Below are 25,538 nucleotides of genomic sequence, written 5' to 3' on the forward strand. Positions count from 1 at the left end.
GCCGGACGTCTGTGAGCATCCGATCTGCGCATCTGGGACCATGGAGTCATGCGCATCGCGGAACATGTCGTCGACCTGATCGGCAACACCCCTCTCGTCAAGCTCACTTCGGTTATCGGCGGCGAGCACGGGACCGTTGCAGCCAAGCTCGAGTACCTGAACCCCGGCGGAAGCTCGAAGGACCGTATCGCGGTCAAGATGATCGACGCCGCCGAGGCGTCGGGCGAGCTGAAGCCGGGCGGAACCATCGTCGAACCCACGTCCGGCAACACCGGCGTCGGGCTGGCCCTGGTGGCACAGAAACGTGGGTACAAGTGCGTGTTCGTGTGCCCCGACAAGGTCGGCGAAGACAAGCGCAACGTCCTCAAGGCCTACGGCGCCGAGGTAGTGGTGTGCCCGACCGCGGTCGCGCCGGAACACCCCGACAGCTACTACAGCGTGTCCGACCGCCTCGCCCGCGACATCCCCGGCGCGTGGAAGCCGAACCAGTACGCCAACCCGGGCGGTCCGCAGAGCCATTACGAGACCACCGGGCCCGAGATCTGGGCCGACACCGACGGAAAGATCACCCACTTCGTCGCGGGCGTCGGCACCGGCGGCACCATCACCGGCACCGGCCGCTACCTCAAGGAGGTGTCGGGCGGGAAGGTCAAGATCATCGGCGCCGACCCCGAGGGCTCCGTGTACTCCGGCGGCACCGGCCGTCCCTACCTGGTCGAAGGTGTCGGCGAGGACTTCTGGCCGAGCGCCTACGACCCGTCCATCCCCGACGAAATCATCGCCGTCTCCGATGCCGACTCCTTCGAGATGACACGCCGACTCGCGCGTGAAGAAGGCCTGCTGGTCGGCGGATCGTGCGGAATGGCCGTCGTCGCCGCACTCGAGGTCGCCAAGCGTGAGGGTCCCGACGCGGTGATCGTCGTTCTCCTTCCCGACGGCGGACGCGGCTACCTGTCCAAGATCTTCAACGACAAGTGGATGGCCTCCTACGGCTTCCTCCGCACCCCGCTCGACGGCAAGCCGGACGAGAAGACGGTCGGCGACGTGCTGCGCGGCAAGTCCGGCGAGCTCCCGGACCTTGTCCACACGCACCCGTCCGAGACGCTGCGCGACGCCATCGAAATCCTCCGCGAGTACGGGGTGTCCCAGATGCCCGTAGTCGGGGCCGAGCCGCCCGTCATGGCCGGTGAGGTCGCGGGAAGTGTGACGGAGCGCGACCTTCTCAGCGCCGTGTTCGAGGGCCGTGCCCACCTCGCCGACCCCGTCGAGAAGCACATGAGCAAGCCTTTTCCGCTCATCGGTTCGGGTGAGCCGGTGTCGGCCGCGACGAAGGCACTGGGGGATACCGACGCGCTGATGGTGGTGGACGACGGTAAGCCGGCCGGCGTCATCACTCGCCACGACCTGCTCGGGTTCCTCAGCGCCGGGTCCTAGGGCGAGACATCGGGACGGGCTGCTCGCCGGACGCGGGCGGCCCGTTCCACATCCGAGGGGGGAAATCAGTGGGTGCTCGTCTGCGTCGTGTCGTGGGAATTCCGATCATCGCCCTCGGACTGACGGTTGCCGGGTGCGGGCAAGCGGTCGACGGCGTCGCACAGCCGGCATCGGTGGCGACAGCGAAACCCAGCTCGGCGGTGGTGGCCGGGTCGACCGACTGCGACCACCTGACGGAGGTGCTGGGGTCGTTGGTATCGGACCGGCCGTATCTCACCGAGGCAGTCCTGCCGGGCTCCGCAGATCCCACCTGCTCGTGGTCGAAGGGGCCGGCCAACGTGCTGAGCACCCTCACGGCGTCCGTCAAGCCGCAGGCGACGGACCCGGTGGTCATCGTGGAGATGAGGAACGGGACGAATGTGATTCCCGATCCGCGGGCCACGGCAGTGGACGGCGTGGTCCTCGACGTCGTCGCCATGGCACTCCTCACGCCGACGCACAGCATCATCGTCAACGCGATCGACCCCTCCGTGAGCGACGAGACCAAGCTGGACGTCGCATTCGCGATTGCGAAGTATCTGCAAGATTAGGTCCCTACTACGCTGGCCTACATGAGTGAGCAGCGCAGCAAAGCGGACAACATCAGCTGGCAGGGTTTCTCCACGAAGGCCGTGCACGCCGGATTCGACCCCGACCCGCAGACCGGCGCCGTCAACGTCCCGATCTACGCGAGCTCGACGTTCGCACAGGACGGCGTCGGCGGCATGCGTAACGGGTTCGAGTACGCCCGCACGGGCAACCCCACCCGCCGGCCGCTCGAGGCCAACCTCGCAGCGCTGGAGTCGGGCACGTACGGCCGGGCCTTCGGCTCGGGCATGGCCGCCACCGACTGTGTCCTGCGTGCCGTTCTCCGCCCGGGCGACCACCTCGTCATCCCCAACGACGCCTACGGTGGCACGTTCCGCCTGATCGACAAGGTCTTCTCCCAGTGGGGTATCGAATACACCCCCGTGCCGGTGTCCGATGTGGATGCCGTGCGCGAGGCGATCCGGCCGAACACCAAACTGGTGTGGGTCGAGACCCCCACCAACCCGTTGCTCACCATCGGTGACATCGAAGCGCTCACCGAGGTGGCGCACGCGGCCGACGCGAAGATCGTCGTCGACAACACGTTCGCGTCGCCGTACCTGCAGCAGCCGCTGCAGCTCGGCGCCGACATCGCCCTGCACTCGACCACTAAATACATCGGCGGCCACTCCGACGTCGTCGGCGGCGCACTGGTCACCAACGACGAAGAACTCGACGCGGCATTCGCGTTCCTCCAGAACGGCGCCGGCGCCGTACCCGGTCCCTTCGATGCCTTCCTCACGCTGCGCGGCATCAAGACCCTCGCCCTGCGCATGGAGCGGCACAGTGACAACGCCGAAAAGGTCGTGGAGTTGCTCACCGGGCACCCGGCCGTCTCCAAGGTCATCTACCCCGGCCTCGAATCGCACAGCGGCCACAAGATCGCCGAGAAGCAGATGCGTCGTTTCGGCGGCATGATCTCCGTCCGGCTCGCCGGCGGCAAGCAGGCGGCGCTGGACTTCTGCTCGCGAACCGAGATCTTCACCCTCGCCGAGTCGCTCGGTGGTGTCGAATCGCTCATCGAACATCCCGGTGCGATGACGCACGCCTCCACCGCGGGTTCGCTGCTCGAGGTCCCGGACGACCTCGTGCGGCTGTCCGTCGGCGTCGAAGACGCGGCCGACCTCGTGGGCGACATCGAGCAGGCGCTGAAGTAGGCGGCTTCGCCGCCCGTGAGTGGTTGACGAGTCTCTGGACTCCTTAACCACTCACGGGGCGCGGAGCGCCCTATGCTGGCCCGCGTGGAATCCGTCACGCTCGAACAGATCAGGGCAGCCCGTAGGCTGCTGGCCCCCGTGATGCGCCGGACGCCGGTGATCGCATCGAGGGCATTGTCCGAGCGATGCGGGCACGAGGTGTCGCTCAAGTGCGAAAACCTCCAGCGCACGGGGTCTTTCAAGCCGCGTGGTGCGTATTACCGGATCGCGAACCTCGCCGAGGAGGAACGCGCGTGTGGTGTCGTCGCCGCGAGTGCCGGTAATCACGCCCAGGGTGTGGCCTGGGCGGCCACCGACCTGGGCATCGCGTCGACCGTCTTCATGCCGACGGGCGCACCCCTACCGAAACTCGTCGCAACCAAGGCGTATGGCGCGACCGTGCATCTGACCGGTGACACCGTGGACGATGCCCTGGTGGCGGCGAAGGAATTCGCTGCGGAGACCGGGGCGGTGCTGATTCACCCCTTCGACCACGTCGACATCGTGGCAGGTCAAGGGACTGTGGGCCTCGAAATTCTAGAGCAGGAGCCGGACGTCGGCACCATCGTCGTTCCGACGGGCGGTGGTGGCCTCATCGCGGGGATCGCCGCCGCGGTGTCGGAGTTGCGTCCCGACGTGCGCATCATCGGCGTCCAGGCCGAGCAAGCAGCCGCGTGGCCCGCTTCGCTAGCCGAAGGCCGTCCCGTGCCGTTGGCGAACATGTCCACCATGGCCGACGGCATTGCGGTCGGCCGACCGGGCGACGTCCCGTTCGCGCACGTCGGCACTCAGGTAGATGCCATCGTCACGGTGAGCGAGGACGCGTTGTCCCGCGCCCTGCTGTTGTGCCTCGAGCGAGCGAAACTCATCGTCGAACCCGCCGGCGCCGCGGCGGTGGCGGCTCTGATCAGTTGCGCCCAGGCCGAGCTCGGCCTCACCGGAAAGGTCTGCGCCGTGCTGTCGGGTGGCAACGTCGACCCGTTACTGCTGACCCATGTGGTCAACCACGGGTTGCGCGCGTCGGGACGCTATCTTGGTGTGCACGTGACCATTCCGGACCGACCGGGTGGTTTGGTCGGCCTCCTCGAAGTGGTCAGCGGGAACGGGGCCAGCGTGGTCGACGTTGTTCACTCCCGGACCGGTGGCTCACTCGCACTGGACGAGGTGGAGGTCTTCCTCACCGTAGAGACCCGTGGCCCGGGACATCGCCAGGATCTGCTCGACGCGCTCGACGCCGCCGGATACGCCGTTCGGCTGCAGCACTGAGCGCCCCGCTAGTGTGGCCATCCATTGAGGGTGCTCACCCGGAACTCCTGATCCACCAGTCGCGCGGGTAGCTTCAGTTCGGCGAGCCAGCTGACGGCGCCGCCGCCCATCGCGACCGCCGCCGTACTGGTTGCGTGGGCGGTGGTGCAGCAGTCGGCCACCACGGACACTGTGCGCCACAACGCCATCGGGTCGGGACGCAGGGGTTTCACGGTGCTGGCGGTCGCCACGCCTGCATCCGACGGAATCGACACCTGGCAGGTGGGGTCGCCCGGCAGGTCCTGCACCTGTATCTGCCACCCATCCGGCGGCGTGGGTCCGGCGGTGGCGATGTCGCCGCCCAGGGCCACCAGCACGCCGCAGCCGAGGAGTTCGGCGGTGGTCGAGGCGCAGTGGTCTGCCGAGCTCGCGCGAGCGGTGGCCGTGAGATCGAGCTGCGCTCCCTCGGGCAGCGTCACCTCGGTTCCGTCGACCCCGACCGTGCGCCAGGAGTGGGTGGTGGATCCCGACGTGGGGTCGAGCTTTCCGTCCGTGATCCGTGCCGCAGACAGTGCATCGGCGATGAATCGGGCGAACAGTGGGGTCACGGTGTTCTTCCCGTGCCGGAGAGAGTGGATCTCGGCGTCGGATCGCTCGCGATTGACCGCGGCGTCTGCTGCCGCGAGATAGCCGCGCACCAGGTTGGCAGCCGAATCGAGAGCGGCCGGGTCGGTGACGACGACACGTACGTGCCCACCCCACGTCGACCATTCGGTCGCGCTACGCGCACCGGTCATGCTGTGGTTACTCCCCGCGTCTTCAGAATCCGCTCGACACCGCATCCGGTGTTCCGGAGCCTGCCGAGACGAGGGGAGCGGCGACGGCCGCGTCGGGTGAAGAGGCGTCCGCGGCAGCCGCGATGCCGCCACCGGCGACCAACCCGGCGATCCCGGCTGCGGCGAGCGCACGCCGAACGGGAAGCAGGCGGGCATTCCGTCGATCTTCACTCATGTCCACCACCTTCCACGACGAACCTGTGAGCAACCTGGGAATCAGTTCGGAGAGCGATGCGAGGCCGGCTCAGAGGGGTGGAGTGCAGTCGGGCCGGGTGGAAACACGCACGCACGGTCGTGTGCGACGGCCCGAAGCCTGCTCACCGCACGAAATGGCTGCTGCCCAAGCTGCCGAATTCGGCCCGCGCCCGCTGTACCCCGTCGTAACGTGAACCTACTCGGTTCGGCATACCGAGGAGGAGGAGCGCACGTATGTCAGTTGATGCAGCGGCGATCATCGTGGCGATCACCACAGCAGCGGGGGCAATGGTTCAAGGAGCAGACATACCGCAGCCAGTGAAAGACCAAGCGGCGGAAGCAATCCAAGTTGTAGAGCAAGCTTCTCCCGACGTTCAGAAACAGGTGAACGACGCCATTTCGGCTCTCCCGGAACCAGCACGACTGCAAGCCGAGCAAATGGTCACCGACGCATCCGAGGTGGTGAAGCAGGCGACCGATCCCTATATTCCGGCGCCGCCTGCTGCAGACGCACCGCCGGCGCCGCCCCCGCAGGTCCCTGGACCCGAGCAGGCACTCGTCCTCCCCGACAGTCCGCTCGACCAGCCCCCGGCGCCGATGGCCTCGGGTGCACAAACCATGATCGGTGGGCTGGCCGCCGTCCCCGGCGTCCCCGCCATCATCAGCGGCCTCGGATCCTTGATTCCCTCGGTGCCTGCCGGATTTCCCGGGGTCTCACTGGCCCCGATCGGGGCCATCGCCGTGTTCGCCCCCTGGATCCGCAAGGCCGGCTCGTTGTGTGAAGGAATCAAACCGCCGACCCTGGCCGCTCTGTACTCGGTCGAGAACGGCTTCAGATATGGGGCGGCCTCGCCGGTGTCGAGGGCGGGTGCCCGCGGACCCGGTCAATTTCTGCCCGGCACCTGGGCCAAATACGGCAAGGACGCGGACGGCGACGGCAAGGTGGACATCAACGGCGTCGCCGACCCGATGATGGCCTCCGGCCAGATGCTGTGCGACCTCCACGCGCAGATCGACGCCTGGAAGAAGCAAGGCGTGGTCAAGGGTGACACCCTCGACCTCACCCTTGCGGCCTACAACGCCGGTGCGGGTGCGGTGCGCACGTCGGGCGGGATGCCCGCCGGAAAACCGGACTACGTCCACGAAACCCAGCCGTATGTGGCACGGATCCGGTCGCTCGAAGAATCGTTCGCCCGGATGTTGTCGCCGTTCTTCTACGGCGTCGGCGCCGGGGAGCCGAGCCGGGTGGTCGAGATGGCGATGAGGTTCATCGGCCTGCCGTATGTGTGGGGCGGCGGCAACATCAACGGACCGTCCGGCGGGGGATTCGACTGCTCCGGCCTCACCTCGTTCGCCGTCTACGCCGCTACCGGCATCAAACTGCCCCGGACCTCGGAGACTCAGTGGCGCGTCGGCGTCGAGATCCCGCTCTCGGAGGCGAAACCGGGCGACCTGCTCTTCGGAAACTGGCAGTCGGGTGGTCCCGGGCACGTGGCGATCTATGTCGGAAACGGCCAGATGCTCCACGCACCCACCACGGGTGACGTAGTGCGCATCGGTGCGGTGTTCTCCGGCATGAAGGCCCGCAGAATCATCTGAGTGCGAACTGCACCACAAAAAAACTCCGGTTCGGGCGCATCGCCCGGACCGGAGTTCTGTAAAGCAGAGCCGATATCAGCTGTGGTAAGGCTCAGCGCTGACGAGCGTCACCTTCATGCTGCTGCCGTTCGGCAGCGTGTACTCGCGCGTCTCGCCGACCTTCGCCTCGAGCAGTGCCCCACCCAACGGTGAGTTGGGGGAGTAGACCTCGAGCTTGTTGTCGCGTGCGCCCTCTTCGCGGGTGGCGATGAGGAACGTCTCGGTGTCCTTCTCGTCGCCGTCGTAGTAGACCTTCACCACCGAGCCGGGCAACGCCACGCCGGACTGGGTGGGTGCCTCGCCGACCTTCGCGCTGTTCAACAACTCCTGGAGCTGGCGGATACGAGCCTCCTGCTGGCCCTGCTCTTCGCGGGCCGCGTGGTAGCCACCGTTCTCCTTGAGATCGCCCTCTTCGCGTCGCTCGTTGATCTCGGCGGCGATGACGGGTCGATTGGCAATGAGTTGGTCGAGTTCGCTCTTGAGCCTGTCATGTGACTCCTGGGTCAGCCAGGTCACCTGGGTCTCGGTCATCTCGATCACTCCCTCGTAGTTGGAGCCCCCGGGCTCCCTCGACAGACCACTGCAACAGCAGTGATCAACGGCTCGGCGGATCAGCCGGCCGGGGCCGAACGCAGATCCACCTTGCCGCCAATGCAGCAATACACGGTTCCAAACCGGAACCGTGTATCAGCCGATTCTAGCACGATCGGCGGTCGGAACCCGCGGAGAACCCGAACGGTCGCTCGGGGAGCGGCTGGTCAGCCGCCGGTGAGATACGCCGGAACGTCCAGGCTGCACCCGTACACATCGCCCATGGCCGGCGGCTCGGACGTGTAGACAGGGGCCGTGATCTTCACCGTCTGATGCGGCCCTCCGGCGATGTAGACCTCGCGCCGTCCCGTCTCGGATCCGTCCTTGGAGCGTGCACGCACGATGCACACCCCCGGGCGTGAAGGGTCGTCACGGGTGACGGTGAAGGTGATATCGAGCCGCGAGTCGTCGACAAGATCGAATGATGTGGCTTCGCTGTCGATGTCGGAAATCGTGAACCTGTCGTAGGCCGAGAATGCCACGATCACCCCGAGCACCACGACGACCGCGCCGAGCGCCCACGCGATCCAGCGCCTCGGCCGTGCAGGCTTCGCTGCACCTGTGTATCGGCCGGGGGGAAGCGTTCTCGTCATCACTCTGCTCTCACACCGCTCCAGTTCCTCACTGCTTCCAGCACTCGAGCGGGGTCACGGCTGCAAGCGGAACTATCGGGTGGAACTATAGAGGATGTGCGTCGGTGCGCCGTCAAGCGATGGCGGAGGACGAAGAGCGTACGACACGAACAAGCCGGCAACGGCTACTGGCGAAGTTGAGGTGAACGAATACGTGAGCGGATTCCGTCTCATGGCCGTCCATGCCCATCCCGACGACGAGTCGAGCAAGGGTGCGGCGACGACGGCCCGTTACGCCGCCGAGGGCAACGAAGTGCGGGTGGTGACGTTGACCGGGGGTGAACGCGGCGACATCCTCAATCCGGCGATGGACGTGCCCGGCGTGCGAGACCGCATCCACGAGGTCCGCATCGAGGAGATGGCCGAGGCCGCCCGCATCCTCGGTGTCCAGCACCAGTGGCTGGGATTCGTCGACTCGGGACTGCCCGAGGGTGACCCGCTGCCGCCGCTGCCGGAGGGGTGCTTTGCGCTGGTGCCGCTCGAGGTGGCCACCGAAGCTCTGGTCCGGGCCATCCGCGAATTCCGTCCCCACGTCATGACGACGTACGACGAGAACGGCGGTTATCCGCATCCCGATCACATCCGCTGCCACGAGGTGTCGATGGCCGCCTACGAGGCGGCCGCTGATCCGCAGCAGTTCCCCGACGCGGGCGAGCCGTGGAAAGTGCAGAAGGTCTACTACTCGCACGGGTTCATCCGTAAACGTCTCCTGCAGTTCCAGGAGGAGTACGAACGCCGCGGTGAAGAATTCCCGATGGCGGAGTGGCTCAAGAAGTGGAAGACCGAGCAGGGTGATCTGATGGCGCGGGTCACCACGCAGATCACCTGCGGCGACTACTTCCCGCAGCGCGACGACGCCCTGCGCGCCCACGCCACCCAGATCGACCCCAACGGTTCGTTCTTCGCTGTTCCGCTGGAAATCCAGCAGAAGATCTGGCCCACCGAGGAATTCGAACTCGCCAAGACCCGGGTCACCACCTCCATTCCGGAGAACGACCTGTTCGCCGGCGTTCACCCGGACGAGTCGCAGTGATGTCATTGACGCTCGGTGTCGTCGCCGGGACGGTGGAACTGCTGGCGCAGACGCCCAGCACGCCCTCCGGCCCCGAGTTCGGTAAGGCCTCGCCTATCGGACTGGTGGTCATTCTCGCTCTGCTCGCGGGAGTGGTGCTACTGGTGCGCTCGATGAACAAGCAGCTGAAGAATCTCCCCGAGACCTTCGAACCGGACCATCCCGAACCCGACCAGGAAGCCGACGAGGGCACCGACCGCGGCGCACTGCACGGGGACAACGGGACCACGAGCGGACCCTCCGGTCCCACCGACAATCCACCGAAGCTGCAGCAGTAGTCGAAGAGGAGCTGGACATGGACCCACGCGCACGCAACACACTCGGCGGGTCCACCAGTCCCTATCTGCGGCAGCACGCCGACAACCCGGTCCATTGGCAGCAGTGGGGGCCGGAGGCCATCGAGTGGGCGCGTGAACGTGATGTGCCGATTCTGCTGTCGATCGGGTACTCCGCGTGCCACTGGTGTCATGTGATGGCGCACGAGTCGTTCGAGGACGACGCGGTCGCGTCGCTGATGAACGAGCACTTCGTGTGCATCAAGGTCGACCGGGAAGAGCGTCCCGACCTCGACGCCGTGTACATGAACGCCACCGTGGCGATGACGGGCCAGGGCGGTTGGCCGATGACGTGCTTCCTCACTCCCGACGGTGCACCGTTCTACTGCGGGACCTACTACCCGCCCGCGCCACGCGGCGGAATGCCGTCCTTCACCCAGCTGCTCGGCGCCATCGCCGACACGTGGCGGGACCGGCGCAGCGACGTCGACAATGCCGCGGAGTCGGTGGCGGCGGAACTGCGCCGCGGAGCCGACGGCATACCTACTGCGGATGTCGCGGTGAATGCTGCGCTTCTCGACGCGGCTGCTGCTGCCGTGTTGAAGGACGAGGACATTCCACGGGGCGGGTTCGGAGGTGCGCCCAAGTTTCCGCCGTCTGCGTTGCTGGAGGGTCTGCTGCGCACCTACGAGCGTTCCGGGAACGCGAAGGTGCTCGAGACGGTGGAGCGCACGGCGTCCGCGATGGCGCGGGGCGGGATCTACGACCAGCTGGGCGGCGGTTTTGCCCGCTACTCGGTCGACGCCGAGTGGGTCGTGCCGCACTTCGAGAAGATGCTCTACGACAACGCCCAGCTTCTGCGCGTGTACGCCCATCTCGGTCGGCGAACGGGTTCGGAGCTGGCGGTCCGCGTCACCGAGGAAACCGCGCAGTTCCTGCTTCGCGACCTGCGTACGGAGAACGGCTCGTTCGCGTCTGCGCTCGACGCCGACACGGCCGGCGTCGAGGGCCTGACCTATGTGTGGACACCTGCACAGCTCGTCGACGTGCTGGGCGCCGAGGACGGCGAGTGGGCGTCGCACCTGCTGACCGTGACGCCGGAGGGAACTTTCGAAAAAGGCGCGTCGGTGCTGCAACTCCTCGAGGATCCGGACGACTGGGAGCGGTGGGGTCGCGTGCGGAACGCTCTCTTCGCTCACCGTGCGACCCGGCCGCAGCCCGGCCGGGACGACAAAGTGGTCACCGCCTGGAATGGGATGACCATCACGGCGCTGGCCGAGGCCGGTGCCGGACTCGGCAGGCCGGAGTGGATCTCCGCGGCCGCCGAGTGTGCCCGGACGGTGCTGGGCCTGCACCTTGTCGACGGCCGCCTGCGCCGCGCCTCCCTGGGGTCGGTGGTGGGCGAACCCGTGGGAATTCTGGAGGACTATGCGTGCCTCGCCACCGGACTCCTCGCGTTGTTCCAGGCGACCGGCGACGCCGAATGGCTCGAACCCGCCGAGGCCCTGCTGGCGCGCGCCTTGCGGCACTTCGCGGACGCCGAGCAGCCCGGCAGCTGGTTCGACACGGCGGATGATGCGGAAGTCCTGGTGACCCGTCCGCGCGACCCGGTCGACGGCGCCACCCCGTCCGGTGCCTCGTGCCTGGCCGAGGCCCTGCTCACCGCAGCGGCAGTGGCGGAGGCGGGCACCTCGGCCCGGTACGCCGCCGCGGCCGCCGCGTCACTCGACCGAGTGGCCCTGCTCCTCGAACGGGCACCCAGGTCGGCGGGACACTGGCTCGCCGTGGCCGAGGCGTCGGTGCGCGGGCCGATCCAGGTGGCGGTGGCAACGAACGGCGAGACCGGGCTGCTCGACGCTGCTCGCCGACTCGCTCCGGGTGGTGCGGTGGTGGTCGGAGGCGAGCCGGGTTCGTCGCCGCTGCTTGCGGACCGGCCGCTGGTGGGGGGCGATTCGGCCGCGTATGTGTGCCGCGGATTCGTCTGTGATCGTCCGGTGTCGACCATCGGCGACTTGGCCGAGGCGCTGAGCCGGTAATTACTGTCCGAACACGACCAGCCAGACGGCGATGTAGTGGCACAACGCCGCGATCACCGTGGCGGCATGGAAGAACTCGTGATGTCCGAAGGTGGCCGGCCAGGGATTCGGCCACTTCGTGGCATACAACACGGCACCCACCGAATAGAGAATGCCGCCGATGAGCAGCAACACCATGGGCAGGACCCCGACCTCGGAGGTCAGCTCCGGCGCCACCGGAACGATCGCCCAGCCGAGGAGCAGGTAGAGCGGAACACCGACCCACCGCGGCGCCGTCGGCCACAGCATCTTCAGGGCGACGCCGGCGAAGGCACCGGCCCAGACGACGATCAGCAGTGTGCGCCCGGTGGTCGAGGGCAGGCCCAGCAGCCCGAACGGTGTATAACTGCCGGCGATGAACAGGAAGATCATCGAGTGATCCGCCCGCTTCATCCACGTGCGGGCGGACGTGGTCTTCCAGTGCACGCGGTGATACGTTGCGCTGACCCCGAATACGCCGCACACGGTGACGCTGTAGACCGCTGTGGCGACGGCCGCTTCCGCTGACACTCGGAGTCCGGACACGAGGACGAGGACCAGCCCGGCGATGACCGAGATACCGAACGCCCACAGGTGAATCCACCCCCGCAGACGCGGCTTGACCGGGAGCTCGTCGAGTCCGAAAGCTGTCACAGGACACCCCTTCTCGCTGTTCGCGACTCGAACCTACGGAACCGTAGGTTCGCTTGTGGGGAGAGCGTACCCGTCGGTAGGACCACGGTGCACTACGTGTGACCGCCATCGCGAATCGCGATCGGCAGCGGCGTACTCTTGGCTGTCATGGTGATCTCCCGGTGAGTGTGCGAGGACTGCTGTACAGCATCTACGAGCGACGGTTGCTCGCGCGGCTCGAAGGTTTGCAGCACCCTCGGCACATAGCGGTGATGTGCGACGGGAACCGGCGGTGGGCCCGGGAGAACGGCTTCACCGACGTCAGCCACGGACACCGGATGGGTGCCCTCAAAATCTCGGAGATGCTGGGGTGGTGTGATGCGGCCGGGATCGAGATGGCCACCATCTATCTCCTCTCGACCGAGAATCTGCGCCGGGACGCGGAGGAACTGGACACTCTTCTCGAGATCATCACCGATGTCGTCGAAGAGATCTCCGGACCGGACAAGAACTGGAGTGTGAAGATCGTCGGTGCGCTGGATCTGCTGCCCGCCGAGCAGTCGCGCCGCTTACGGGAGGCGGCGGAGCGGACCGAAGGCCGAACCGGCACCCATGTGAACGTCGCCGTCGGCTACGGCGGCCGGCAGGAGATCGCCGACGCCGTGCAGTCGCTGCTCTGCGAGAAGCTCCTCGCCGGGTTGTCGGGCGACGAGTTGGTGAAGTCGATCACAGTCGACGGCATCGGCGGGCATCTCTATACGTCGGGTCAACCGGACCCCGACCTCGTGATTCGTACGTCAGGAGAACAGCGGCTGTCGGGATTCCTGTTGTGGCAGAGCGCCTACTCCGAGATCTGGTTCACCGAGGCGTACTGGCCCGAGTTCCGTCGGGTCGACTTCCTGCGCGCGCTGCGCGACTACGCAGCCCGGCATCGCAGATTCGGCGTCTGAGCGACCACCCGGTTACAGCTTGCGCAGACGCAGCCGGTTGATCGAGTGATTGGCGTCCTTGCGCAGCACGAGGGTGGCGCGGGGGCGCGTCGGCAGAATGTTCTCCACCAGGTTCGGTCGGTTGATGTTGTGCCAGATTTCCTGAGCGGCAGAGGTGGCGTCGCGGTCCGACAGGTTCGCGTAGTGGTGGAAGTGGGCGTTCGGATCAGCGAACGACGTCTGGCGCAGGGCCAGGAAGCGCTGGATGTACCACGCCTCGATGTCCTCGATGCGGGCATCGACGTAGATGGAGAAGTCGAACAGATCCGAGACCATGAGGCGCGGACCGGTCTGCAGGACGTTCAATCCCTCGATGATGAGGATGTCCGGCTGGCGCACCAGGTGGTACTGGCCGGGGATGATGTCGTACGAGATGTGCGAATAGACCGGTGCGGCTACTTCCTCGGCGCCCGACTTCACTTCGGTGACGAACCGCAGCAGCTTGCGCCGGTCGTAACTCTCCGGAAAACCCTTGCGGTGCATGATCCCGCGCCGGTTCAGCTCGTCGGTGGAGTACAAGAAGCCGTCCGTCGTCACCAGGTCGACGCGGGGGTGATGTTCCCAGCGGGCGAGCAGTGCTTGCAGGACACGCGCCGTGGTCGACTTGCCGACCGCGACACTTCCCGCGACGCCGATGACGAACGGCACCTGCTGATCCGGATGCTTCTCACCGAGGAACGTCGCGGTCGCCGCGAACAACCGCTGTCGTGCGGCCACCTGCAGGTGGATCAGACGGGAAAGCGGAAGATACACCTCCGCGACCTCTTCGAGGTCGATCTGCTCGCCGAGGCCACGGAGCCCGTACAGCTCCTCCTCGGTCAACACCAGCGGAGTCGACTTACGCAGCGTGCGCCACTGCTTCCGGTCGAATTCGACGTACGGGCTTGATTCGCTTGCCCGGGCCATCAGTTCCGCTCACACTCGAGCGGCTGGGGGAGTGAGCCGTCCACGCCCGGAATCTCGGCCGTCGTCGTCGCGCTGGCGAGTAGCGGTTGCATAGTCGGATTGTGCTTGGTGCCACAGGCTGAGCTGTCGGCGGGTCACGCACACGGTTGTCCGACTAAGGTCGATCGACATGGAATCGGATTCGTTGGTTCGCGAATATCTGCTGCTCGGGCTGGGATTCGATCGGCTCGAAGAGGGATTCGTCGATGCGTACACCGGCGACCCGGCGCTGCGCCGGAAGGTCGAGAACGCGCCGCGGCCGGACCCGCGGGATCTGGCACGCACAGCGGCAACGCTGCGTGCGGAATTGCCGTCCGCGGGTCTGTCGGAGGAGCGGACGCGGTTCCTCGACGTCCATTTGCGGGCACTCGAATGCTCGGGACGGAAGTTCGCCGGAGACGACGTCGGATTCATCAACGAGGTGGAAGCCTATTTCGACGTTCGCATCGCACGCGGCGACGAGGACCAGTACCGGGAGGCGCACCGCAAGATGGACGCCGTGCTGCCCGGAACCGGCACACTCACCGAGCGGGTCCATGCCCACCGCGCCGCCGACGAGATACCGGCCGACCGGTTGAAGGACTGCGTCGACGCCTTCTCGAGCGCCCTGCGCGACCTGGTGCGCGAGCACTACGCCCTGCCCGACGCCGAGGTCGTCGAGTACGAGGTGGTCGGGGACAAGCCGTGGTCGGGGTTCAACTACTACCTCGGAAACTACCGCTCCACGGTCGCCATCAACTCCGACCTGAAACAGCACATGGCAAATCTGCCCCGGCTCATCGCGCACGAGTCGTACCCGGGTCATCACACCGAGCACTGCCGTAAGGAAGCCGGGCTCGTCGGCGCGGGGCAGCTGGAACAGACGCTGTTTCTCGTCAACACCCCGCAATGCCTCATGGCCGAGGGTCTTGCCGACCTCGCGCTCGAATCCATCGTCGGCGAGAACTGGGGTCTGTGGGCGCAGGAAATCTACGCAGACCTCGGACTGCGATTCGACGGTGAGCAGGCGCAGCGTCTGTCGGCGGCGTCCGGTCAGCTGCTCGGTGTCCGCCAGGACGCTGCGCTGATGCTGCACGACGAGCGTCGCAGCGCGGACGACGTCGCCCTGTTCCTGCAACGGTGGAGCCTCTCGACCCCCGAGCGGGCGCGGCAGTCACTGCGCTTCCTGTCCTCGCCCCTGTGGCGGGCCTACACCAGCACCTACGTCGAGGGATACCGCCTGCTCGGCGGCTGGCTGGCGGAGGTCCCGGTGGGCGCGGAGCGGTCGGAACGCTTTCGTCGGCTCCTCGACGAACCTCTCGTTCCCAGTGCCCTCCGCCCCGTGAGTACTTCTTAACACTGGGCGGTTATCAAGTACGCACAGGTTCTTCGTAGACTGGGGGCATTCGTTTCCGCATCCAGCTTGGAGATTCCTCGATGACCGCTGTGCCCGGTACCGACGTCAACACGGCCCCCCTCGCCGAACTCGACCCCGAAGTCGCCCAGGCCATGGCTGGTGAGCTCGCCCGTCAGCGCGACACCCTGGAAATGATCGCCTCGGAGAACTTCGTCCCCCGCGCGGTGTTGCAGGCTCAGGGCAGCGTGCTGACCAACAAGTATGCCGAGGGATACCCGGGTCGCCGTTACTACGGTGGCTGCGAGCACGTCGACGTCATCGAGGACCTCGCGCGTACTCGTGCCAAGGAACTGTTCGGCGCCGACTTCGCGAACGTCCAGCCGCACTCGGGCGCGCAGGCCAACGCCGCCGTTCTGATGGCGCTGATGAACCCGGGTGAGAAGCTCCTCGGCCTCGACCTGGCACACGGCGGCCACCTCACGCACGGCATGAAGCTGAACTTCTCCGGCAAGCTCTACGAGGTCGAGTCGTACGGGGTCAGCAAGGAAGACCACCGTATCGACATGGACGAGGTCCGCAAGGTCGCTGTCGCCGCGCAGCCGAAGGTGATCGTCGCCGGCTGGTCCGCCTACCCGCGTCACCAGGACTTCGCGGCATTCCGGTCCATCGCCGACGAGGTCGGTGCATACCTGTGGGTCGACATGGCGCACTTCGCCGGCCTGGTGGCGGCCGGATTGCACCCGTCGCCCGTCCCCTATGCCGACGTCGTGTCGAGCACCGTCCACAAGACCCTCGGTGGTCCCCGCTCCGGCCTGATTCTCGCCAAGCAGGAATGGGCGAAGAAGCTCAACTCGGCCGTCTTCCCCGGACAACAGGGTGGACCGCTCATGCACGCCATCGCCGCCAAGGCCGTGTCGCTGAAGATCGCCGGCACCGACGAGTTCAAGGACCGTCAGCAGCGCACACTGACCGGCGCGAAGATCCTCGCCGAGCGCCTGACGGCCTCCGACGTGTCCGGCAAGGGTGTCAGCGTCCTCACCGGCGGCACCGACGTGCATCTCGTGCTGGTCGACCTCCGCAATTCGCAGCTCGACGGCCAGCAGGGTGAAGACCTTCTCCACGAGGTGGGCATCACCGTCAACCGCAACGCAGTGCCGTTCGATCCCCGCCCGCCGATGGTCACCTCCGGGCTGCGCATCGGCACCGCCGCGCTCGCGTCCCGCGGGTTCGGTGACGAGCAGTTCACCGAGGTCGCCGACATCATCGGTACCGCTCTGGCCGGTTCGTCCGACGTCGAGTCACTGCGCGACCGCGTGACCAAGCTGGCCGCCGACTTCCCGCTGTACGAGGGCCTCGAGGACTGGCGCCTCATCTAGGCGGCTCTGCCGCCCGTGCGTGGTCTGCGAGTGCAGGGACTCGTCAACCACTCACGGGCGCCGCAGGCGCCTTCTCCGCGTAACCCGATGTTCACCGACACGCCCGCCGCTCGCACGGCCGTCCGGCGTGTTTGGCAGTACCGTCGGAAGTAACAGGCAGCGGGGAAGTTGCTTGTACGGGAGGTCCTGATCGTGACTGGAACATTCAGTACGAGGGGGCCGGCGCCCGGCCCTCGTGTGGTTTGACACACCAGGGACGGACCGGTCCAGCGAACCGAGTTTGCGTGGGTGCCGCGCAGACCTAGGAGCCTCACGTGACTGCATCACGCTCCGTCTCAGCCCGATCAGGACGTACGTCCGCAGCCTCCGGCAAGAACTCGGCTTCGGGAGTTCGTACGTTCGTATTGGACACCTCCGTATTGCTGTCCGACCCCTGGGCCGTCGCCAGGTTCGGCGAGCACCGTGTCGTGCTTCCTCTCGTCGTCATCAGTGAACTCGAGGGGAAACGGCACCATCATGAGCTGGGATGGTTCGCACGCGAATCGCTGCGTATGCTCGACGACCTTCGCCTGGAGTACGGCCGTCTCGACCAGCCCGTGCCGATCGGCACGGAAGGTGGCACCCTGCAGGTCGAGCTCAACCACACCGACCCGTCAGTGCTTCCGGTCGGATTCCGCACGGACAGTAACGATTCCCGCATCCTCGCCTGTGCCCTGAATTTCGAAGCCGAGGGCAGCGACGTCGTCCTGGTCAGCAAGGACATCCCGCTCCGCGTCAAGGCAGGCGCGGTGGGCTTACCCGCCGACGAGTACCACGCTCACGATGTCGTCCCCTCCGGCTGGACGGGTATGGCGGAGCTCGACGTGGCGTCGTCGTCGATCGACGAACTCTTCTCCGAGGGTGTCGTCGACCTGGAAGAGGCACGGGAGCTGCCGTGTCACACGGGAATTCGGCTTCTGGGTGGTTCGTCGAGCGCCCTCGGCAGGGTGAACGCCGACAAGCGGGTGCAGTTGGTGCGAGGCGAACGGGAAGCGTTCGGCTTGCACGGACGCTCGGCCGAGCAGCGCATTGCCCTCGACCTTCTCATGGACGACAGCGTGGGCATCGTGTCGCTGGGCGGCAAGGCCGGCACCGGCAAGTCGGCGCTGGCGTTGACCGCGGGACTCGAAGCGGTGCTCGAGCGTCGGACTCAGCGGAAGGTCGTGGTATTCCGGCCGTTGTACGCGGTGGGCGGTCAGGAACTCGGGTACCTGCCGGGCAGTGAGAGTGAGAAGATGGGCCCGTGGGCCCAGGCCGTGTTCGACACCCTGGACGGCCTGGCGAGCCCCGAGGTGATGGAAGAAGTTATCAGTCGCGGGATGCTGGAAGTTCTTCCCCTCACCCATATTCGGGGGCGGTCACTGCACGATTCGTTTGTGATCGTCGACGAGGCGCAGTCCCTCGAGCGCAACGTTCTGCTCACGGTGCTGTCCCGGCTGGGAACAGGATCGCGCGTGGTGCTGACGCACGACGTGGCTCAACGCGACAACCTGCGGGTCGGGCGCCATGACGGTGTCGCGGCGGTGATCGAGAAGCTGAAGGGCCACCCGTTGTTCGCCCACATCACGCTGACTCGCAGTGAGCGTTCGCCGATCGCCGCACTCGTGACGGAGATGCTGGAGGAATTCGGGCCCACGCCGTAGCTCCTGGCTGAAGCTCGAGCTCCGCCCAATGTCGCATCGGAACAGAAGAACTGGACCGAATGGGACATTGGGCGGACGCCTTCGGGCCGGATCAGAACATTCGAACCAGTCCCTTCAGCGTGCCCCACAGGAATGCCCGGTTGCTGAAGTAGTCGCGCCAGACGAGGATTTTGCCGTCCTCGATCTCGAAGGTGCCGCACACCCAGAATTCGCTGCGCAGCCGATTCCAGATGAGGATGTCGGTGCGTTCGGTGAGCACTGCTGTTCCTTCGTCGGCGATGTGGTGCAACCGGACATCGAATCCGACACCGGGCCTGCTCATGCCCCGGAGTATCCGCATCACCGACTCGATCCCGCGAATCTTGGGCAGAGACACGTTGTGCCACACGATGTCCGGGTGCAGATACTGGCGGGCGGTATCCGGGTCGCCGGCAACGAGGGCGTCGAGGAATTCGCGAACCACGCGAATATTGGCGGTGTCGGACGGCGAAACCGTCTCGGTAGACTGTGAAGTGGGTTCCATGGTACTTCCTGCTCGAAGTGAGTTCAGCGAACGAACGTTCCCTGACCATCTGTGTTGTAGTACTCCAGAATCAGACTGTTACCCGCGAACGTTGCCTCCGACACCGTGCCGGGCGGGGCGTTCTCGCCGCTGGGCCTGAACGTGAAAATGCTTCCGTCCCAATGCTCGAGTGGGAAGGTCTGCCCCGCGGGTCCGAGTTGCAGGGTGAGTTGACCGTCTTTCTCGCTGACGACGGCCGGACCCCAGTAGGCATTATTGTACGTTCCCGTATACGTGGGAAGTGGCTGTGCGGGAGCGGGGTTGGTGGGCGCGTCCTTGCCGACGAGACTGCCCTCGGGGTCGAGCATCGGGGAGATGGCCTGGTAATACAGATCTCTCCACTCTTCGCGGATCTCGCCGTACTGGACGAGATCGGCGAATTCTGCTGTCAGGGTTTCGGGAATTCCGGTGGGGGAGCCGTTGGTCAGGGCGACGATCGCGACGTCGGCCGAGGGGATCGCCACGAAGTTGGTGGCAGCCCCGAGTTGGAAGGCACCCGAGTGGCTGAGGGAGACCCGGCCGGCAGAAGTGGTCGACACGTTGAACCCGTATCCGTAGAACCCTGGCCGGGCGTCGAGTGAGCTCGGGGGGCTCGACACGATCTGCGGACTGACCGCGGGGAGCAGGGCTTTCGAATCGACGATTTCCTTGCCCTCGAACATGCCGTCGCCCAGGAGCATGGTGAGCCACTTGCTCATGTCGTTCACGGACGAGCTGACGCCGCCGGCCGGTGACTGAGCGTCGGGGTCGCGGACGGCGTCGGCGACGTACTTGCCGTCGACGAGCTGATGGCCGATGGCACGGTTACTCCGCGCCTGGAAGTCGGCGAACCGGGAACTGGTCGAGTCCATCCCGAGTGGTTGGTAAATCGCCCGTTCGGACAGCGTCGCCCAATCCGTTCCGGATGCCGCGGCCACCGCTTCGGCGGCCGCGGTGACCCCGAAGTTGGTGTATTCATACGTGATACGGAACGGATTGAGCGGCTCGAGCCGAAGCTTGTCGAGTACCTGCTGCTGGTTGTTGCCGAGATCCTCGAGTCCGTCACCGGCGTGATCCGGCAAACCAGAGCGGTGCGAGTACAGATCGCCGACCGTGACATGCTCGGTGACCCAAGGGTCTGCGAGCGCAAAACCCGGAAGCTTCGAGACCACGGTCGTGTCCCAGCCGACCACGCCGGTTCCCACCTCGTGCGCGACCACCGTGGACCCTACCGACTTCGACAGCGATGCCAGTTGGAAGACGGTGTCGGCGTCCACCATCTCGTCGGTGCCCTCTTCGCGTACGCCGAATCCCTTCGCATAGACGGTTCGCCCGCCGTGCACCACCGCGACCGCCATTCCGGGCACGTGTGTGCTGTCCATGAGATTCTTCACCAGGTCGTCCAGGCGTCCGACCGCGTCGTCGACTCGGCCGTCGGGTATGTCGACGCCGGAGACGGTTGCGGGATTGGCCGGCTTGTCTGGGGCGGTTGTCGACGCGGGAGAACTGGCGGTGTCGGTGGACGGCTCATTGTCGGTGCATCCCGTGACGAGCGACCCGGCCAGCAGGACAGCGAAGAACAGTGTCATCGAGTTCCCACGTCTGCGCATTGGAGGTCCTCTGCTCGGGCCGGCGAAAATCGGGAACTCTCAGCGTAACCACGAAGCTCGGTGACCTGGGGCTTTTCCGCCGATCCGGGCTCGGGTCCGGGCTGGGCGAGCCGGTGACCGCGTGCTCGAGATTCCTGCGCGAGCACGCGGACGCTACGGTATGCGAATGCCGACTGAATTCACGGACAAGCACCTTCTCACCGAACTGTCTCCTGTGGTCGAGGAGAATCTCGCTCGTCACATCGCCGAGGCCGACGGCTGGCTGCCGCACGACCTGGTCCCTTGGGACCAGGGTAAGAACTTCGCATTCATGGGTGGCACGGACTGGTCGGCCGATCAGTCCACCCTGAGCGAGGTGGAGGCACTTGCGCTCACCGTGGGCGTTCTCGTCGCCGACAATGTGCCCGCGTACCACCGGGAGATCGCCAAGCACCTGGCCATGGTGGGCCCGTGGTGGCGTTGGGTCGGCCGCTGGACCGCAGAGGAGAACCGGCACTCCATCGTGCTCCGGAACTATCTGATGGTGACCCGCGCGGTCGATCCTGTCGCACTCGAGCGCGCTCGGATGGACGAGATGGTGCGTGGATACGCCATGCCGCCGATGCACCTGCTCGAGATGCTCGCCAACTCGGCATTCGAAGAGAAGGCCGCGGCCGTCCGGCACCACAACACCGCCGCCCTCGCCGAGGACCCGCTGGTGGCGTCGATCGAAACGCGGCTGGCCGCCGACGACGAACTGCAGTCGGTGTTCTACCGCAACGTCGTCGAAGCCGCGTTCGCAGTGGCGCCCGAACAGATGGTGCGCGCCATCGCCTCGCGGATCGACGCATTCGACGTGCCGAGCGTGGAGTTGCCCGGCGGGAAGAACAGCACTGCGGTGCTCGCCGAAGCCGGCATCTACGATCCCGCACTCCAGCGCGAGAAGGTGTTCGCACCGCTTCTCGCGGCGTGGAACATCGCCGGCCGTTCCGACCTCGGGACCGAGGGCGAGAAGGCCCGCGAGGAACTGTCCGCACTGCTGTAGGGAACGGTAACGACGGTGGCCCGCACTCCGAGGAGTGCGGGCCACCGTCATGTCTGGCTGGAGGTCAGTCCTGGACCTTCGCCATGGCGAGCACGTCGAGACGCTTGTCCAGCTCCTCCTCGCTGAGTTTGTCACCGATCAAACCGCGGGCGACGACGGTCTCTCGGATCGTCTTCTTCTCCTTCAAGGCCTGCTTGGCAACGGCGGCCGCCTCCTCGTATCCGATCGCCGAGTTCAGGGGCGTGACGATGGACGGCGAAGACTCGGCGAGGGTCCTGAGGTGATCGGTATTAGCTACCAGGCCCGCGACACACCGGTCGGCGAACAGCCGCGTGACGTTGGCGAGAAGGGTGAACGATTCGAGAACGTTCCGGGCCATCATCGGAATGTAGACGTTCAACTCGAATGCGCCCGCAGCCCCACCCCAGGCGACGGCGGCATCGTTGCCGACTACCTGCGCAGCCACCTGGGTGGCGGCCTCGGGGAGTACCGGATTGACCTTGCCGGGCATGATCGAACTGCCGGGCTGCAGGTCGGGAAGCCGAATCTCGCCCAATCCGGTGAGCGGACCCGAACCCATCCACCGGATGTCGTTGGCGATCTTGGTGAGGGATACCGCGATGGTGCGCATCGCCCCGGACGCCTCGACGAGACCGTCTCGCGCCGCCTGCGCCTCAAAACTGTTCTTCGCCGGCGTGAGCGCGTCGATGCCCGTCGCCTTGACCAGTTCGGCCACCACTTTGGGGCCGAAACCGTCCGGGGCGTTCAGGCCGGTGCCGACTGCGGTGCCGCCGATGGGCAGTTCGCCGAGCCGTGGGAGACACGCCACGATGCGTTCCATGCCGGCTTCCATCTGCCGGGCGTAGCCCCCGAACTCCTGACCCAGCGTCACCGGGACCGCATCCATGAGATGGGTGCGCCCCGACTTCACGACCGTCTTCCACTCGGTGGACTTGTCGAGAAGGGCCAACCGGAGGTGGTCGAGGGCCGGGATCAGGTTCTTCACCGCCGCCTCGGTCGCGGCAACATGAGTGGCGGTGGGGAAGGTGTCGTTCGACGACTGCGACATGTTGACGTCGTCATTGGGGTGGACGACGACACCCGCTGCGGCGGCGATCGAGGCGATCACCTCGTTGGCGTTCATGTTGGAGCTGGTTCCGGAGCCCGTCTGAAAGACGTCGATGGGGAACTGGTCGTCGTGTTTGCCTTCGGCGATCTCACCTGCCGCTGCGATGATCGCGTCGGCCTTCTCGGCATCGAGGAGCCCGAGGTCTTTGTTGACCTGCGCGCACGCTGCCTTCAGAAGGCCCATGGCGCGAATCTGGGTGCGTTCGAGACCTCGACCACTGATCGGGAAGTTCTCGACGGCGCGCTGCGTCTGTGCGCGCCACAGCGCGTCCACGGGGACCCGCACCTCACCCATGGTGTCGTGTTCGATCCGGTACTGCTGCTCGTTGCTCTCCGTCATGAATCAAACATTGCCACTTCCGGACGCTGCGCGCCCGTGCGCCGTTGTGGTTGCTAGGAGCTACCAGAAAGGCGCACGGGCGGCGAAGGCGCTCAGAAGGTCGGCGGAACCGCCCCGTCCTCACCGTCGAAGTCGACGGATGAGTACTCACGAAGCTTCTCGAGGCGGTGGTACGCGTCGATCATGCGGACCGTTCCCGACTTGGATCGCATCACGATGGACTGGGTGGACGCGCCGCCACCGTAGTAGCGGACACCACGCAGCAGGTCACCGTCGGTGACACCGGTCGCGCAGAAGAAGACGTTCTCGCCGGACACCAGGTCTTCGGTGGTCAGCACGCGGTCGAGGTCGTGACCGGCGTCGATGGCCTTCTGACGCTCGGCGTCGTCGGTCGGGGCAAGCCGGCCCTGCAGCGAACCACCCATACAGCGCATGGCGGCGGCGGCGATGATGCCCTCGGGGGTGCCACCGGTGCCGATCAAGATGTCGGTGCCCGACTCCGGACGCGCGGCGGCGATCGCACCCGCGACGTCGCCGTCGGAGATGAGACGGATCCGGGCGCCGGTGTCCCGGACTTCCTGGATGAGCCCGGCGTGCCGCGGACGGTCGAGGATACAGACCGTCACGTCGGAGGTAGACGCCTTGCGGACCTTCGCGACACGCTTGATGTTCTCGGCGACGGGCGCGGTGATGTCGATGACATCGGCGGCGTCGGGACCGACGGCGATCTTCTCCATGTAGAACACGGCGGACGGGTCGAACATCGCGCCGCGCTCGGCGACTGCGAGGACAGCGATCGCATTGGGCATTCCCTTGGCCATCAGGGTGGTTCCGTCGACCGGGTCGACCGCGAAGTCGCAGTCGGGGCCGTCGCCGTTGCCGACCTCTTCGCCGTTGAACAGCATCGGGGCTTCGTCCTTCTCGCCCTCGCCGATGACTACGACACCGCGCATCGAGACCGAGCTCACGAGCTGGCGCATGGCGTCGACGGCGGCGCCGTCGCCACCCTCCTTGTCGCCACGGCCGACCCAGCGACCGGCAGCCATTGCACCAGCCTCGGTGACTCGGACCAATTCGAGAGCAAGGTTTCGGTCCGGGGCCTCGCGGCGTCTCGATGTGGTGCTGGCCGTCATGGGCAGTGCCTCCTGATGCAGTTCCGGTCGACGTTGTACGTCGACGCTGTGCCGGTCGGCCTGTCGGCCGCCGACTGTCGAGTGAATCTCAGGGCTGATTCTCCCAGAAAGTTGTGTGACGTGCGTTGCTGGGGCGACATATCGGGGGACCGAGAATCGTCGTTCGGGGGCCGACCCTGGATACTGGTGTGCGTGGCATCCGATAAACCGCGCATCCTGCACAACAACCGCGACATGGTGTGGTCGCTCGTACCCCTTGTCCTGTTCTGCGTGCTGATCGCCGGTATCGCCAGCCAGTGCACGTTCAGCCCCGGCGGTCCCACGACCGGGCCGATTCCCAGCTTCGACATCGACGCTGCGCTGAAGTACGACGCGAACGACCTTCCGTTCCCGGTTCGTCAACCGGAGACGCCCGAGGGCTGGACACCCAACTCGGGGAGCCGCAGCATCGTCAGTGGTGACGGCGGCGGCGACTCCAGCACCGTCGGCTTCATCACGCCGGCCGGTCGGTACATCCAGCTGACGCAGAGCAACGCGCTCGAAACTGTGCTGGTGCCCTTCGTGGCCGGTGGACCGCGGACGGCCACCGGTACAGAAGACATCGCAGGTCACACGTGGATCGTGTACGGCGGTGAGGGAGTCGAATCGATCTGGGTCTCCGACTTCGGCGACGTCCGGCTCCTCGTGACGGGCAGCGCCTCCGAAGAGGCGTTCGAGCAGCTCACCACGGCCGCGGCCGAAGCCCCGATCCTCGCGGCTTGATCGCAGCCGATTCGTCAGCTCTCGTCGTCGACGTGCGCGAGCGCGGTCTCGACGCGTTTGCGGGCTCCTGCGAGGTGCTCCTCGCACCGCTTCGCGAGAGCCTCCCCGCGCTCCCACAGGGCGAGTGACGCGTCGAGGTCGAGGCCGCCTTGTTCGAGCACCTTGACCACGTCGACGAGTTCGTCACGCGCCGCCTCGTAACCGAGCTCCGCGATGTCGGTGTCGTTTCCGGTGTTGCTCATGT

Annotated in this window: 25 protein-coding genes; 14 read left to right on the top strand and 11 right to left on the bottom strand. The window is 66.3% G+C overall.

Translation table 11 applies throughout. The annotated features are described in order from the left end of the window. Window positions 1–48 precede the first annotated feature (48 nt). The 4 genes from JQT59_RS16165 (at window position 49) to ilvA (ending at window position 4,523) form a co-directional block, all read left to right on the top strand. Window positions 49–1,434: a cystathionine beta-synthase gene (locus JQT59_RS16165; RefSeq protein ID WP_109332248.1), complete on the top strand. Its 1,386-nt coding sequence runs from the start codon at window positions 49–51 to the stop codon at window positions 1,432–1,434. Window positions 1,435–1,502: 68 nt separating this feature from the next. Further along, the gene (locus JQT59_RS16170) at window positions 1,503–2,024 is read left to right on the top strand and encodes a hypothetical protein (RefSeq protein ID WP_213576953.1); all 522 of its coding nucleotides are present in this window, start codon (window positions 1,503–1,505) and stop codon (window positions 2,022–2,024) included. 21 nt (window positions 2,025–2,045) lie between these two features. After that, on the top strand, window positions 2,046–3,218 hold the full coding sequence (locus JQT59_RS16175) for a cystathionine gamma-synthase (protein WP_109332247.1): 1,173 nt from the start codon (window positions 2,046–2,048) through the stop codon (window positions 3,216–3,218). 72 nt (window positions 3,219–3,290) lie between these two features. Then, entirely contained in the window at window positions 3,291–4,523 is a 1,233-nt protein-coding gene (gene ilvA / locus JQT59_RS16180; protein WP_213576954.1) for a threonine ammonia-lyase, read from the top strand. An 8-nt stretch (window positions 4,524–4,531) separates the two neighbouring features. Here the strand turns inward: ilvA and JQT59_RS16185 are convergent, their stop codons facing one another. After that, on the bottom strand, window positions 4,532–5,299 hold the full coding sequence (locus tag JQT59_RS16185) for an FAD:protein FMN transferase (RefSeq protein ID WP_213576955.1): 768 nt from the start codon (window positions 5,297–5,299) through the stop codon (window positions 4,532–4,534). A gap of 22 nt (window positions 5,300–5,321) precedes the next feature. Then, a complete protein-coding gene (locus JQT59_RS16190; RefSeq protein WP_109332244.1) occupies window positions 5,322–5,513 on the bottom strand; it encodes a hypothetical protein in 192 nt (63 codons plus the stop codon). Between the two features lie 254 nt (window positions 5,514–5,767). On the opposite strand from JQT59_RS16190, the gene JQT59_RS16195 reads away from it, so the two are divergent. Beyond that, a complete protein-coding gene (locus JQT59_RS16195; RefSeq protein WP_213576956.1) occupies window positions 5,768–7,132 on the top strand; it encodes a C40 family peptidase in 1,365 nt (454 codons plus the stop codon). A gap of 75 nt (window positions 7,133–7,207) precedes the next feature. Here the strand turns inward: JQT59_RS16195 and greA are convergent, their stop codons facing one another. Further along, a complete protein-coding gene (greA, locus tag JQT59_RS16200; RefSeq protein WP_005238978.1) occupies window positions 7,208–7,702 on the bottom strand; it encodes a transcription elongation factor GreA in 495 nt (164 codons plus the stop codon). A 227-nt stretch (window positions 7,703–7,929) separates the two neighbouring features. Continuing rightward, complete coding sequence (locus tag JQT59_RS16205) at window positions 7,930–8,355, bottom strand: DUF4307 domain-containing protein (RefSeq protein ID WP_109332242.1); 426 nt, start codon at window positions 8,353–8,355, stop codon at window positions 7,930–7,932. 193 nt (window positions 8,356–8,548) lie between these two features. Here JQT59_RS16205 and mca point away from each other — a divergent pair, with 193 nt between their 5' ends. Genes mca through JQT59_RS16220 form a run of 3 tightly spaced genes read left to right on the top strand, consistent with a single transcriptional unit; the run spans window position 8,549 to window position 11,777 of the window. Then, a complete protein-coding gene (gene mca, locus JQT59_RS16210) occupies window positions 8,549–9,427 on the top strand; it encodes a mycothiol conjugate amidase Mca (protein WP_109335268.1) in 879 nt (292 codons plus the stop codon). Continuing rightward, window positions 9,427–9,744, top strand: coding sequence for a hypothetical protein (locus JQT59_RS16215; RefSeq protein ID WP_284708783.1), 318 nt, complete (start codon window positions 9,427–9,429; stop codon window positions 9,742–9,744). The genes mca and JQT59_RS16215 overlap by 1 nt, the downstream gene beginning before the upstream one ends. Before the next feature lie 17 nt (window positions 9,745–9,761). Then, window positions 9,762–11,777 carry a thioredoxin domain-containing protein gene (locus tag JQT59_RS16220; RefSeq protein WP_213576957.1) on the top strand — a complete coding sequence of 672 codons (2,016 nt, stop codon included), beginning with the start codon at window positions 9,762–9,764 and terminating at the stop codon, window positions 11,775–11,777. On the opposite strand, the gene trhA is transcribed toward JQT59_RS16220, so the two are convergent. Next, window positions 11,778–12,449: a PAQR family membrane homeostasis protein TrhA gene (trhA, locus tag JQT59_RS16225; RefSeq protein ID WP_213576958.1), complete on the bottom strand. Its 672-nt coding sequence runs from the start codon at window positions 12,447–12,449 to the stop codon at window positions 11,778–11,780. A 161-nt stretch (window positions 12,450–12,610) separates the two neighbouring features. On the opposite strand from trhA, the gene JQT59_RS16230 reads away from it, so the two are divergent. Continuing rightward, window positions 12,611–13,378 (top strand): isoprenyl transferase, encoded by a 768-nt coding sequence (locus tag JQT59_RS16230; protein WP_159925226.1) that lies wholly within the window; start codon window positions 12,611–12,613, stop codon window positions 13,376–13,378. A 12-nt stretch (window positions 13,379–13,390) separates the two neighbouring features. On the opposite strand, the gene coaA is transcribed toward JQT59_RS16230, so the two are convergent. Beyond that, a complete protein-coding gene (coaA, locus tag JQT59_RS16235) occupies window positions 13,391–14,323 on the bottom strand; it encodes a type I pantothenate kinase (protein ID WP_213576959.1) in 933 nt (310 codons plus the stop codon). 169 nt (window positions 14,324–14,492) lie between these two features. On the opposite strand from coaA, the gene JQT59_RS16240 reads away from it, so the two are divergent. The 3 genes from JQT59_RS16240 to phoH2 all read left to right on the top strand — a co-directional run bounded on the left by JQT59_RS16240 (window position 14,493) and on the right by phoH2 (window position 18,756). After that, window positions 14,493–15,698 carry a DUF885 domain-containing protein gene (locus JQT59_RS16240; RefSeq protein WP_213576960.1) on the top strand — a complete coding sequence of 402 codons (1,206 nt, stop codon included), beginning with the start codon at window positions 14,493–14,495 and terminating at the stop codon, window positions 15,696–15,698. 80 nt (window positions 15,699–15,778) lie between these two features. Next, window positions 15,779–17,074 carry a serine hydroxymethyltransferase gene (gene glyA / locus JQT59_RS16245; RefSeq protein WP_213576961.1) on the top strand — a complete coding sequence of 432 codons (1,296 nt, stop codon included), beginning with the start codon at window positions 15,779–15,781 and terminating at the stop codon, window positions 17,072–17,074. A gap of 314 nt (window positions 17,075–17,388) precedes the next feature. Next, window positions 17,389–18,756, top strand: a complete 1,368-nt coding sequence (gene phoH2, locus JQT59_RS16250; protein ID WP_109332225.1) for an RNA 5'-3' helicase PhoH2 — start codon at window positions 17,389–17,391, stop codon at window positions 18,754–18,756. A 91-nt stretch (window positions 18,757–18,847) separates the two neighbouring features. On the opposite strand, the gene JQT59_RS16255 is transcribed toward phoH2, so the two are convergent. Then, on the bottom strand, window positions 18,848–19,279 hold the full coding sequence (locus JQT59_RS16255) for a limonene-1,2-epoxide hydrolase family protein (RefSeq protein WP_213576962.1): 432 nt from the start codon (window positions 19,277–19,279) through the stop codon (window positions 18,848–18,850). Window positions 19,280–19,302: 23 nt separating this feature from the next. Further along, the gene (locus tag JQT59_RS16260) at window positions 19,303–20,907 is read right to left on the bottom strand and encodes a serine hydrolase (protein ID WP_159925234.1); all 1,605 of its coding nucleotides are present in this window, start codon (window positions 20,905–20,907) and stop codon (window positions 19,303–19,305) included. 166 nt (window positions 20,908–21,073) lie between these two features. On the opposite strand from JQT59_RS16260, the gene JQT59_RS16265 reads away from it, so the two are divergent. Beyond that, entirely contained in the window at window positions 21,074–21,931 is an 858-nt protein-coding gene (locus JQT59_RS16265; RefSeq protein WP_213576963.1) for an acyl-ACP desaturase, read from the top strand. Between the two features lie 64 nt (window positions 21,932–21,995). Here JQT59_RS16265 and JQT59_RS16270 read toward each other — a convergent pair whose 3' ends face one another. Together JQT59_RS16270 and glpX are read right to left on the bottom strand one after the other, a co-directional pair. After that, a complete protein-coding gene (locus JQT59_RS16270) occupies window positions 21,996–23,399 on the bottom strand; it encodes a class II fumarate hydratase (protein ID WP_213576964.1) in 1,404 nt (467 codons plus the stop codon). A 92-nt stretch (window positions 23,400–23,491) separates the two neighbouring features. Next, the gene (glpX, locus tag JQT59_RS16275; protein ID WP_213576965.1) at window positions 23,492–24,532 is read right to left on the bottom strand and encodes a class II fructose-bisphosphatase; all 1,041 of its coding nucleotides are present in this window, start codon (window positions 24,530–24,532) and stop codon (window positions 23,492–23,494) included. Between the two features lie 192 nt (window positions 24,533–24,724). On the opposite strand from glpX, the gene JQT59_RS16280 reads away from it, so the two are divergent. Next, window positions 24,725–25,294, top strand: a complete 570-nt coding sequence (locus tag JQT59_RS16280) for a DUF4245 domain-containing protein (protein ID WP_213576966.1) — start codon at window positions 24,725–24,727, stop codon at window positions 25,292–25,294. Window positions 25,295–25,308: 14 nt separating this feature from the next. Here the strand turns inward: JQT59_RS16280 and JQT59_RS16285 are convergent, their stop codons facing one another. Continuing rightward, window positions 25,309–25,536 carry an exodeoxyribonuclease VII small subunit gene (locus JQT59_RS16285; protein WP_213576967.1) on the bottom strand — a complete coding sequence of 76 codons (228 nt, stop codon included), beginning with the start codon at window positions 25,534–25,536 and terminating at the stop codon, window positions 25,309–25,311. Window positions 25,537–25,538: the final 2 nt, after the last annotated feature.

This window comes from Rhodococcus sp. USK13 (assembly GCF_018343855.1).
In the GTDB taxonomy this organism is placed as follows: Bacteria; Actinomycetota; Actinomycetes; order Mycobacteriales; family Mycobacteriaceae; genus Rhodococcus_F; species Rhodococcus_F oxybenzonivorans.